Annotated in this window: 10 protein-coding genes; 3 read left to right on the forward strand and 7 right to left on the reverse strand. The window is 42.7% G+C overall.

What is annotated here, in order from left to right; all coding sequences use genetic code 11:
- Positions 1–54: 54 nt before the first annotated feature.
- The 3 genes from A8805_RS19520 to A8805_RS19530 all read left to right on the forward strand — a co-directional run bounded on the left by A8805_RS19520 (position 55) and on the right by A8805_RS19530 (position 2,675).
- Positions 55–1,167 (forward strand): ABC transporter ATP-binding protein, encoded by a 1,113-nt coding sequence (locus A8805_RS19520; RefSeq protein WP_109714300.1) that lies wholly within the window; start codon positions 55–57, stop codon positions 1,165–1,167.
- Positions 1,168–1,264: 97 nt separating this feature from the next.
- Positions 1,265–2,173: a PucR family transcriptional regulator gene (locus tag A8805_RS19525; RefSeq protein ID WP_109714301.1), complete on the forward strand. Its 909-nt coding sequence runs from the start codon at positions 1,265–1,267 to the stop codon at positions 2,171–2,173.
- A 1-nt stretch (position 2,174) separates the two neighbouring features.
- A complete protein-coding gene (locus A8805_RS19530) occupies positions 2,175–2,675 on the forward strand; it encodes a DUF6106 family protein (protein WP_109714303.1) in 501 nt (166 codons plus the stop codon).
- Positions 2,676–2,802: 127 nt separating this feature from the next.
- Here the strand turns inward: A8805_RS19530 and trxB are convergent, their stop codons facing one another.
- The 7 genes from trxB to A8805_RS19565 all read right to left on the reverse strand — a co-directional run bounded on the left by trxB (position 2,803) and on the right by A8805_RS19565 (position 12,235).
- Positions 2,803–3,711 carry a thioredoxin-disulfide reductase gene (gene trxB / locus A8805_RS19535; protein ID WP_109714305.1) on the reverse strand — a complete coding sequence of 303 codons (909 nt, stop codon included), beginning with the start codon at positions 3,709–3,711 and terminating at the stop codon, positions 2,803–2,805.
- An 83-nt stretch (positions 3,712–3,794) separates the two neighbouring features.
- Positions 3,795–6,161 carry a ribonucleoside triphosphate reductase gene (locus A8805_RS19540; protein ID WP_109714307.1) on the reverse strand — a complete coding sequence of 789 codons (2,367 nt, stop codon included), beginning with the start codon at positions 6,159–6,161 and terminating at the stop codon, positions 3,795–3,797.
- A 400-nt stretch (positions 6,162–6,561) separates the two neighbouring features.
- Positions 6,562–7,533 carry an ABC transporter ATP-binding protein gene (locus A8805_RS19545; RefSeq protein ID WP_109714309.1) on the reverse strand — a complete coding sequence of 324 codons (972 nt, stop codon included), beginning with the start codon at positions 7,531–7,533 and terminating at the stop codon, positions 6,562–6,564.
- A complete protein-coding gene (locus A8805_RS19550) occupies positions 7,523–8,554 on the reverse strand; it encodes an ABC transporter ATP-binding protein (RefSeq protein WP_109714311.1) in 1,032 nt (343 codons plus the stop codon). The genes A8805_RS19545 and A8805_RS19550 overlap by 11 nt, the downstream gene beginning before the upstream one ends.
- 13 nt (positions 8,555–8,567) lie before the next feature.
- Positions 8,568–9,491: an ABC transporter permease gene (locus tag A8805_RS19555; RefSeq protein ID WP_109714313.1), complete on the reverse strand. Its 924-nt coding sequence runs from the start codon at positions 9,489–9,491 to the stop codon at positions 8,568–8,570.
- Positions 9,492–9,502: 11 nt separating this feature from the next.
- On the reverse strand, positions 9,503–10,423 hold the full coding sequence (locus A8805_RS19560) for an ABC transporter permease (RefSeq protein ID WP_109714315.1): 921 nt from the start codon (positions 10,421–10,423) through the stop codon (positions 9,503–9,505).
- Between the two features lie 171 nt (positions 10,424–10,594).
- Complete coding sequence (locus tag A8805_RS19565) at positions 10,595–12,235, reverse strand: peptide ABC transporter substrate-binding protein (protein WP_109714317.1); 1,641 nt, start codon at positions 12,233–12,235, stop codon at positions 10,595–10,597.
- Positions 12,236–12,368 lie beyond the last annotated feature (133 nt).

Raw genomic sequence — 12,368 nt, forward strand, 5'->3', positions numbered from 1 at the left:
TTGTTTCATAAGCACAGAGAAGAATAAAAAAATATTTTTAAGGAGGCTGTTTAAATGGCAAGTTTATCATTAAAAGGAATTCAGAAAGTATATCCTAACGGGTTTCAGGCAGTAAAAGACTTTAATCTGGATATTGCCGATAAAGAGTTTATTATCTTTGTAGGACCATCCGGCTGCGGAAAATCCACAACACTTCGTATGGTTGCAGGTCTGGAGGATATTTCAGGCGGTACACTGGAAATTGACGGTAAGGTTATGAATGACGTAGAACCGAAAGACCGTGATATTGCAATGGTTTTCCAGAACTATGCCCTCTATCCTCATATGACTGTATATGACAACATGGCATTTGGTCTGAAACTGCGTAAAATGCCAAAAGACGAGATTGACAAGAAGGTTCGGGAAGCAGCAAGAATTCTTGACCTGGAAAAACTTTTAGACCGTAAGCCAAAGGCTTTATCCGGTGGACAAAGACAGCGTGTTGCCATGGGCCGCGCAATTGTACGTCATCCTAAAGTTTTCCTTATGGATGAGCCGCTTTCCAACCTGGATGCAAAATTGAGAGTACAGATGCGTATTGAGATTTCCAAGCTTCACGAAAACCTGGGCGCAACGATCATCTACGTAACTCATGACCAGACAGAGGCTATGACACTGGGAACCAGAATCGTTGTTATGAAAGACGGAATTGTTCAGCAGGTAGATACTCCTCAGAATTTATATAATACGCCTTGTAACTTGTTCGTTGCAGGATTTATCGGCTCTCCTCAAATGAATTTCATGGATGCGGCAGTAACAGTATCCGGTGAGGATGTAACTCTTACAGTTGGCGAGCATGTTCTGAAAGTACCGGCTTCCAAGAAAAAAGCTTTAATCGAAGGCAACTATAACGGTAAAACAGTTGTTCTTGGTATCCGCCCGGAAGATGTACATGATTCAGAAGCATTTATTACCAACTCACCTGATAGTGTTATCAAATCCAAGATTAAGGTTTACGAGCTTCTTGGTGCAGAAGTATTCCTGTACTTTGATGTAGAAGGCACTCAGATGACAGCCCGCGTCAACCCACGCACTACACTGAGAACAGGCGATGATGCAGTTTTTGCTCTGGATATGGAAAAAATCCATGTATTTGACAAAGAAACTGAGTTGACGATTGTAAATTAATGTTTTAAAATATTAGAATAACTAAAAGGGGCTGTGCTAAAAAAGTGCAGCCTCTTTGATTCTATGGAGCTTCTATCAATATGTATGGAGGATTGTGATGAAACACACGCCGGAGTTGGATAAAGCGTTATCTGAACTGAAAAAAATTACGGGAATCAGCCTGGAGGTCCATGCAGGAACCGCTGAGGAACAGGAGCTTGCACTTGCACAGATCCGCAGTCTTTCTCTTGCCTACAAGGAAAAGTATAATAAAAGTTTTTTTCTGCAGAGCCTGATGACTGAAGGCATCTCCTCCTATGATATTTTAAGCCGCGCATCCCGTCTTCATATTGATCCTGAAGCTCTCCGGGTTTTATTTCTGGTAGAGACAAAGACTATACTGGATGATACGGTAATACAGGTTCTAAAGAGCCTCTTTCCCTCCCAGTCAAAAACATATCTCGTATCTATGAGTGAAAGAAGTATCGTTATACTCCATCCTCTGAAATCATCCGAAGAGACCAAAGACATGGACCAGCTTGCCCATACGATTGTGGATACACTGAATATGGAAGCTCTCACCCCTGTTCAGGCAGCATACAGCGGAATTATGAATACCCTTTCGGAACTTCCGGCTGCATTCAAAGAAACCAGCCTGGCTCTTCGTGTGGGAAAGCTTTTTTACTCGGGACAAACCGTATTCCCCTGCAGCCGGCTCGGTATCGGACGGCTGATTTATGAGCTTCCCGTCAGTATCTGTGAGAACTTCCTAAAAGAAATTTTCGGCAGTGATATCCCAAAGTCCTTTGATGACGAAACAACTGCCGCCATCAACAAGTTTTTCCAGAATAACCTGAACATCGCCGAGACATCCCGGCAATTACACATGCACAGAAATACACTTATTTACCGCCTGGAACAGATAGAGAAAAGAACCGGTTTGGACATCCGCAAATTCGAGGATGCCATGACTTTCAAAATTGCCACTATGGTTATCAATTATTTACAGACAGAAAGGGACTCCTGATATGAATGATAGTTTTTACGAACAACTTGTAGCACGACGGTCCTGCACTAAAAATATCGTCATCCACATCGCGATTATTGCAGCCATCGCTTTGTTTTTGATTTTGACAACACCTCTGTTGGGCTTTTTTAGTGTGATTATAACAATACTGCTGGCTTTCGGGGCATACTATTTTGTTTTTCTAAAGCTCAATGTAGAATACGAATATACACTGTTGAATTACGATATGGAGATCGATGTCATTTACAGCCGTTCTAAAAGAAAGAAGCTGCTGTCCTTTGATATCCGGCAGGCTGAAATCATGGCCCCCAAAGACTCTCCGCGGCTGAACTCCTATCATCCTGAAAAGACTTTGGATTTCTCCTCGGGAGACAGCACAGCTAAAATATTTGCCGTCATGACTCCTGTAAATCAGAAAAATACCCGCATTCTTTTAGAGCCAGATAAAAAAATGCTGGAACAAATGAAATCCTGGATGGGAACGAGATTTTGTATAGATTGAATCCATGACGTGAAATCTCTCACGGAAAGCACACAGGCCGTCTGCCCTTACGGGCAATCGGCCTATTTGTTTGCTGACATCTGAGAGAGCACGCTCCCTCTAAGTTGTTTCCAACATATGCAGACTACTACATTCCTGCAATATATTTGCAGGCAGCCAATGCTGCTACTGCTCCATCGGCTGCTGCAGTTGTGAGCTGGCGTACTTCTTTGGTACGGCAGTCTCCTGCTGCAAATACTCCCGGACGTGAAGTCATACAATCTTCTGATGCTAAAATAAATCCAGCACTATCCAGCTTTACATAATCACTAAATACCTGATTCTGCGGAATCTGTCCGATTGCAACAAAAACCCCCGCCACATTTATCTGAAAATCTTCCCCGGTTTTCTTATTATTCAGCAGGACACCTTCAACCATCGTCTCTCCGATAATATCCTTTACTGTAGCACTGAGCACAAACTCTACATTGTCTCTCTTCTTCAGCACTTCAACCATGCTGGCGTCGCCCCGGAATTCATCTCTTCTGTGAACCAGATAAACCTTATTACAATAGTTGGAAAGGAATTCTGCATCTTCCAATGCAGTATTTCCGCCTCCGATCACTGCTACATCCCGTCCGCGAAAAAAAGCACCATCACAGGTTGCACAGTAGGATATCCCTGAACCAGTGAGCTTAATTTCTTTTTCCACTCCAAGATGCCGGTGTGTCACTCCTGACGCAATAATGACCGTTTTACATGGATATTCTTTTCCTGATGTCTCAATAATTTTCATCTCACCATCATCACGGATTCCTGTGACTTGCTCCACGGCAGTTTCCGCTCCGAGATTCACAGCCTGATCTAATAGGTTCGTGGAAAACTCACTTCCGCTTACACTTGCAATCCCAGGGTAATTTTCCACATTATGTGTGGAAACAATCTGTCCCCCAAAGCTCATATTTTCCAGGATAATCGTACGCTTTCCTGCCCTCTGTCCATAGATGGCAGCCGTCATACCGGCCGTACCACCTCCTATAATTCCAATATCATACATATAGTCATTCCTCCTTGTTCAAACGCAGTTTCAAAAGCGCCCAATTCGTAACTGTTCATGGGTTCTGAACAGATACCCCAATCCTATTGTTTCTCGGCATATGCTTTAATATTCGAAGCATTTACCAACTTCTGTACGCCATCCTCTTCAACTACTACCAGAGTGGGAGCCTGCATCACACCATATTGTTTCACAAGCTCTTCATTCTTCTCTGCGTCTATCACCTCATAAGTTATATGAGCTTTTTCCAACGAAGTTGTTGCAACCTTACAATTGGGACAGGTCTTCGTCGTAAACAGAAGAAATTTTGCCCCATCTTCCGCTGTTTCCGCTTCTATCTGCGGCCTGACTGTCTCCTGGTGTCCCGCACGGAGATGAGAGTGGGAAATATCATAAACTCTGCGGTCCTTAAATTCCTGGGTTTTCCCGTCATTCCAATTTTTCACCGGACGGTAATAGCCTGTAATACGGCTGTAAACCTCGGTCTCTTCCCCACAGTGAGGGCACTTGTAATGTTCGCCGGAAATATACCCGTGGTTTTTGCAGATGGAATAGGTCGGTGACATTGTATAATATGGCAGCTTGTAATTTTCTGCAATCTTTTTCACCAGCACCGCTGCTGCCTTCCAATCCGGAAGCTTTTCGCCCAGGAAGGTATGGAATACAGTACCCGATGTATACAAGGTCTGCAGTTCATCCTGAATTTCCAATGCTTCAAATACGTCTTCCGTATAGCCCACCGGCAAATGAGAGCTGTTTGTATAGTAAGGAGTTCCGTCGCCGTCCGCTGCAGTGATGATATCCGGGAACTGTGCAACATCATGTTTGGCAAGACGGTAGGTGGTAGACTCGGCAGGTGTCGCCTCCAGGTTATATAAATCGCCATACTTTTCCTGGTAATCAGACAGGCGTTCCCGCATGTGGTTCAGCACCTCCTTGGTAAACTGCTGTGTAGCCTCATCTGTCATATCTTTTCCAAGCCACTTCGCATTTAGTCCTGCTTCATTCATACCAATCAAGCCGATGGTAGAAAAATGGTTTTCAAAGGAACCAAGATATCTCTTTGTATAGGGATACAGTCCTTCCTCCATCAGTTTTGAGATGACAACTCTCTTTGTATGAAGAGATTCAGCTGCAATATCCATCATTTTATCAAGGCGCTTGTAGAAGTTTGCCTCGTTAGTAGCCATATAAGCAATTCTCGGCATATTGATGGTAACAACACCGATAGAACCGGTACTCTCACCACTGCCGAAAAAGCCTCCTGATTTTTTACGCAGCTCACGGAGGTCCAGACGCAGACGGCAGCACATACTTCTGACATCACTTGGCTCCATCTCGCTGTTAATATAGTTTGAAAAGTATGGAGTTCCATACTTGGCGGTCATTTCAAATAACAAACGGTTATTCTCCGTATCACTCCAGTCAAAATCCCGGGTAATAGAGTAGGTAGGTATTGGATACTGGAATCCCCGACCCTGGGAATCCCCCTCTATCATTGTCTCGATGAATGCCTTATTAATCATATCCATCTCAGCCTTACAGTCTCCATATGTAAAGTCCTGCTCTTCCCCGCCCACGATAGCAGGAAGATGCGCCAAATCACCTGGTACAGTCCAGTCCAATGTAATATTGGAAAATGGTGCCTGTGTTCCCCAGCGTGAAGGTATATTTACTCCATATATGAAGGATTCAATGCATTTCTTTACTTCCGGATAGGTCAGATTATCTGCTTTGGCAAATGGAGCCAGGTACGTATCAAAAGAAGAAAAAGCCTGTGCACCTGCCCACTCGTTCTGCATAATTCCCAAAAAGTTTACCATCTGATTGCAAAGTACACTCAGGTGTTTTGCAGGAGCAGAGGTGATTCTTCCTGGAATTCCGCCCAGCCCCTCCTGAATAAGCTGCTTCAGGGACCAGCCTGCACAATATCCTGTAAGCATAGACAAGTCATGAACATGGATATCCGCATTCTTATGAGCTTTTCCAATCTCTTCATCATAAATCTCTGAAAGCCAGTAATTCGCTGTGATAGCGCCTGAATTACTCAAAATCAGCCCGCCCACAGAATATGTAACTGTAGAGTTCTCTTTTACTCTCCAGTCTGTAATCTTCACATAACTATCTACAATCTCTTTATAATCCAGCAGAGTAGAATTCAGATTACGAATCTTCTCTCTCTGTTTCCTGTATAAAATGTATCCTTTTGCAATATCTGCATATCCCGCCTTAATCAATACGGCTTCCACGCTGTCCTGGACATCCTCCACGGAAACAAGATTGTCTTTTATCTTAGGCTCAAAATCCGCCGTAACCTTTAACGCAAGTAAATCAATAATATCCTGATTATACTGCTTCTCCTGAGCTTCAAAGGCTTTCCTTATAGCTTCACAAATTTTAGTCAGATTAAAATCTGCTATTTTCCCATCTCTTTTTGTCACCTGATACATACTGTATACCAGCCCCTTTCTCTATATAAAAGTCCGATAATTTTGCCCAACCTTCCTCAGTTGGGCACTTAAAAGTATTTTATCATCCCAAATCTGCATTGTCAACAGACAACAACAATATATAGTATTTAACTTTTCAATAAAAATCTATATATTGTTATTCTAAAACATTATATTTTCGCACTCTTACATTCAATTTCCACAAATTACCTTAACATCCTGCCTATTAGTTAGAAAAATAAGACAATATCAAATCTATATCTGAGATATCCAAAATAAAAAAAATCACAGCGGGGTCATATGATTATTCAATGCTCCACACTGTGACTTCTTTATTCTCCGGCAGGCATCCTGCCGTTTATTCCCTAAGCTTTTTGTATCTGTTCAGAACCATGAACAGTTACGCTTTTTTACATAAATAACATGCCACTTTATGTCCTGGTTCTACCTCTGTCAGCTCCGGCATATGCTCCCTGCACTCTGCCATTGCATAGGGACACCGCTCTACAAATCTGCAGCAGTCTTTTGGATTAATCGGACTTGGTATCTCTCCGGATATGGCAATCCTCTGACTCTCCCTGGCCTTCACCGGATCTGCTATTGGTATAGAGGACAGCAGCGCCTGGGTATATGGATGCAGCGGGTTTTTATACAAAGTATCTGAATCTGCGGATTCCACAATTGTACCCAAATACATTACAACTACTTTATCTGAAATATATTTCACCACACTTAAATCATGGGCAATAAATAAATAGGTCAGCCCCATCTCTTCCTGGAGGTTTTTCAGCATATTGATAACCTGTGCCTGAATAGACACATCCAAGGCAGAAATGGGCTCGTCACAGACAATGAACTGCGGGTCTACTGCCAAAGCTCTTGCTATTCCTATACGCTGCCTCTGCCCGCCGCTGAACTCATGAGAGAACCTTGACATATGGTCTCTGCCCAGTCCAACCTTTTCTAACAGTGCCTGTACTTTTTCCTCCACCTCTGCATTACTTAAGTTCGTATGAAGACGCACCCCTTCTCCCACAATATCTTTTACCGTCATTCTGGGATTCAGGGAAGAATAGGGATTCTGAAAAATCATTTGCACGTTTTTACAAAACTCCTTGTTCTCTGCCTTTGTATACTTCGTAATATCCTTGCCATTATAATAAATGTGCCCTGCTGTAGGTTCATATAGTTTAACCAGACATCTGCCTGCGGTTGACTTTCCACAGCCGGATTCTCCTACAAGCCCCACAGTCTCGCCTTTATAGATATCAAAGGAAACACTGTCCACAGCTTTCAGAATGTCATTCTTTGTTATTTTAAAATGTTTGCTCAACTGGTCTACGCGCACCAGCGGTTCTCTGCTATTTTCCATTGCCTTCCTCCTTTATCTCACCGTTTGTCAAGTCTACTTCCGGTGCATCTTCATGCTGAAGCCAGCAGCAGGAGCGGTGGCCTTCTGCAATGTAATATTCCTCTGGGAATACCTCATTACAGATTTCCATACAATACTCACATCTGGCAGCAAAAGGACATCCGGCAGGAGGGTTGAACAAATCCGGAGGAGTTCCTTCTATAGGAGTCAGTTTTTCTCCCTTTTCCATATCCAGCTTTGCAATAGACTTCAAAAGTCCTGCTGTATATGGATGTTTTGTGTGATAAAAAATATTCTCAACCGTACCTCTTTCCACAATTTTACCGCCGTACATAACCATAACCCGGTCACATAGCTTTGCGATAACACCCAGATCATGTGTGATGAGGATAATAGATACGTTAAACTTCTCTTTCATTTCTTTTAAAAGTTCCAAAATCTGAGCTTCAATCGTTACATCCAGAGAAGTAGTAGGCTCATCTGCTATTACAACGCTTGGGTTTCCAACCAATGCTATAGCAATCATGACACGCTGTTTCATTCCCCCGCTCAGCTCATGGGGATACTGTCCGTATCTGCGGGCTGCATCAGAGATTCCAACAGTAGACAGAATGTCCAGTGCTTTCTGTTTCTTTTCCTCTTTACTCATGCTTTTATCGTAAGCAAAAACTTCCTCTATCTGCTTTCCAATTTTCATAGTAGGGTTGAGAGATGTCATTGGGTCCTGGAAAATAAAACCAATTTCCTTCCCCCTGATTGCTCTCATTTCCTTTTCATTCTTTTGGAGCAGCTCTTCGCCGTTATATTTGATAGAAGAGTCTCCGCCGAAAAACCCCGGCGGTTCCGGGTTCAGACGCATGATGCATTGGCAGGTAACACTTTTTCCGCAGCCGGATTCACCTACAACACCCACAATCTCTCCCTGTTCTATATCAAAACTTACATCTCTCACTGACTGTACAACGCCGCCATATGTCTTAAAGGAGAACGTCACATGATTCAGCTCTAATAATTTACTCATCTATTGGTTCCTCCTATTCCGTTCCTCTGAGTTTCGGGTCAAATGCATCTCGAAGTCCATCACCCAAAAGGTTCAATGCCAGCATTGTAGTACAGATAAAAAATGCCGGAATAAACAGCTCATGAGGTGCCACCCTGAGCATCTTTGTTCCTTCTTTTGCCAGAATCCCCCAGCTGCTGTCCGGAGGAGCAATACCCAGCCCGATATAACTTAAAAAGGCTTCCTGAAAAATTGCATTTGGAATTGCAAGCGTCAGGTTCGTAATCAGAATTCCCATAACGTTAGGAAGAATATGTTTGACAATAATTGTGAGATTGGATACTCCCAAAACTTTGGCAGCAGCTACAAAGTCCTGCTCCTTCTGCTTTAGTACTTCTCCCCGGACAACACGGCAGGTTCCAATCCAGCCCACAATAATCATGGCTATAATCAGGCTCTGTATACCTGCCCCCAAAACTACCATAACAAGGATTGTCACAATAAGACTTGGAATACCATAAATGACATCTACGATTCTCATAATAAGCATATCAGCCTTACCGCCATAATATCCCGCAACACCGCCAATCATGGAGCCGACAACTGTGTTAATCAGTGTTGCAACGAAACCGATTGCCAGGGAAACTCTCGCCCCCATCCAGACACGTACCCACAAGTCTCTCCCAAGCGCGTCTGTTCCAAACCAGTTTTCTTTTGAGATAAACTGATTCATGGCATCGGCATTTTGTTTCGCCATATCATGACTGCTCAGAATAGGAGCAAAAATTGCCAGCAGTATATATAAACTAATCGCCATAAGGGAGAAAAATGCTACCCTGTTCTGACGGATTCTTCTCCATGCGTCCTGCCAGTATGACAGATTCGGCCTGGATATGGATTCCATATGTTCACTATTTTTTCCGATTATTTTAAACTTGTCTTTTGAAATTGTCTCCATTTTATCTCCACCTACTTTCCTGCCAGACGTACTCTCGGATCAATAAAACCATACACAATGTCTACCACCATGTTGGCAACAACAAGAAATGTACCGTAGAAAATCGTCATCCCCAGTATCATTGTATAATCCTGCATTTGTACGCTCTCCACATAATATTTACCCATACCTGGAATGGCAAACAAGGACTCAATTACAAAAGTACCTGTAAGCACTGCAGCCACAATAGGACCTAATATGGTAATGACCGGCATAATTGCATTTCTCATCTGATGTTTCAGCGTAATCCTCGCTTTTGACAATCCCTTTGCCTTGGCCGTCTTAATATAATCCTGCTCTACAACCTCCAGCATACCTGCTCTCATAAGCCTGGATACGCTGGCCAGTGTATAGAATCCGATTGCCACTGACGGAAGAATGGTATATTGAAAGCCCAGATATTGAGCCACGGGGAATAGTCCCCACTTAATTCCAAAGAAAAACTGCAGGATAGAACCCATAATAAAATCAGGTACAGAAGTACCGATAATTGCAATAAGAATGCAAATAAAGTCCAGCTTTTTTCCCCGGTTCAATGCTGCAATAATTCCCAGCACCAAGCCAAAAGAAATTGCAAATACCAGCGCCCTTATCCCCAAATCAAAAGAATATGGGAAAGACCCTTTAATAGTATCTACCACCGTACGGTTTGTGTATTTCATGGAGTACCCCAGGTCCCCATGAGCCAGATTATTCAAATATTTCACATATTGTACAGGAAGAGGCTTGTCAAATCCATAGTATGCCTCCATATTGGCCTGTATTGCAGGCGTCATCTTACCATTGTTGAACGGGTCCCCGGGCATTAATCTGACCAGGAAAAATACAACCGTAATCAACAGGAGAATAGTAACAACAGACATCCCGACTCTTTTCAAAATATATTTTGTCATAGCCGTATTTCCTTTCTTTCTCTTTCTTCTTCACTGAATATAAGTAGGTTCACTTCTTTCAAAATGAATATAATTATATTCGGTGAACCCCAATAAGTATATACTTCCCCTCAACATATCAAGACGGCAGACAAACTGCCGTCTTGAATTGATTATAAGCTCTCTGATGTCTTATTCAAAATATGCATGTACAAAATCATAGTTAATACCTACAAAGTAAGTTTTAAGACCTTTCAGGTTTTCACTGGTCAGCATTTCTTTCTGACGTAACTGAAGAGGTGCTACAACTCCATCTTCGCAGAATGTTTTCTCTGCCGCAAAAAGAGCATCCATTCTTTCTTTTAAATCAGTTGTTGTATTAGACACCTTGATATAGTTGTCATATGTTTCGCTGGAATATGCTGCATGGTTATAAGAAGAATCCGTTGTCCACAGTTCCAGGTAAGAAATCGGATCTGGATAATCCGGAACCCATCCTGTTACAACCATCTGATAATCCAGGTCTGCTTCCATCTGAAGTCTTTGCTTATATGGAACCTGCTTGATGTTTACTTTGATGCCCAGAGTTTCCTGAAGCTGAGACTGAACAACCTCTACTTCTTTCTTGTTATCCTCTGTATCACCTGTGAGCAGTTCAAGTTCAATATCAGATGCAGCTGCTGCTCCAAGGTCAGTCAAGGCGGCCTCAAGATACTCTTTCGCCTTATCTGGATCACCCTTCAGCGGGAATGCTTCATATGGATACTCGTCACCATACTCGCCCTCTAAACCACTCACCTGTGGAAGTACATAGCGGGTATTTGGTGCATAGATACCGTCATGAGATAACTTTGCATAGTTTTCCCTGTCCAGTGCATAGTTAATCGCAAGTCTTAAATTCTTGCTTGCCAGAGGGCTGCCCTCTGACTGATTCATCATGATATAGTCATTGGCTCCATCATAGTAAGGCGTTGTCTTTCCTTCGTAATTTGCACTCAGAGCTGTAGGTACATCTGCAAAATCCAGCTCGCCTTCATCAAACATGGCAACTGCTGTAGCCTGCTCCTGAACCGTGAGAATTTCTGCTCCATCCAGTTTTACACTGTCGGCATCCCAGTATTTGTCATTCTTCTCTAATGTAATTCTATCCCCATGAGCCCATTTTGTAAGTTTAAAAGGTCCATTGTATACGTTGTTTTCCGGCTCTGCTGCAAAATCTTTTCCGTATTTCTCAACCAGATCCTGACGGGATGGCATGAATTGTGCATTAGAAAGCATGGAAAGGAAATAAGGTGCAGGATACTCTAATGTAATCTCAACTGTAGATTCATCTGGTGCAGAAACGCCAAGCTCCTCTACTGCCATCTCCCCTGCGTTAACTGCAGCCGCATTCTTAATAATCATACCGATAAATGCATATTCACTTGCTGTAGCAGGATCTTCCAGACGCTGCATACCGTACACGAAATCCTGTGCCGTAACCTTTTCACCGTCACTCCAATATGTTTCTCTCAATTTGAAGGTGTAAGTGAGTCCATCGTCAGATACTTCATAAGACTCTGCCGCTGCAGGCTTAACATCACCTTCTTCATTTCTCATAAGACCATCAAAAAGGTGATAGCATACCGTAGCACTCGGAATAGAGTTGGCAAGCTGTGGATCTAATGTCGGAGGCTCTGCTGTCAGCGAGTAGCGGATGACATTGCTGCTGGTGCTGGCGCTGTCAGTGTTCTTATCCTTATCATCTACAGATGATGTCGGAGTTGAACAGCCCGCCAGTGTGCCTACAACAAACGTTGCTGCCATTAGCACTGCAAGAATTTTCTTTTTCATAAAATCTTCTCCTTTTTTGTTTGTTTGGTAAAATCTCCCTTTATAATTTAATAAGCTTTTTTGTCCCGCTTATAAAATTATCGGCTTCATAATTGTTAAAACAATCCCTTTTATAATACCACTTTGTTTAATA

The organism is Faecalicatena contorta, from assembly GCF_003149105.1.
GTDB classification, from domain to species: domain Bacteria; phylum Bacillota; class Clostridia; order Lachnospirales; family Lachnospiraceae; genus Muricomes; species Muricomes contortus_C.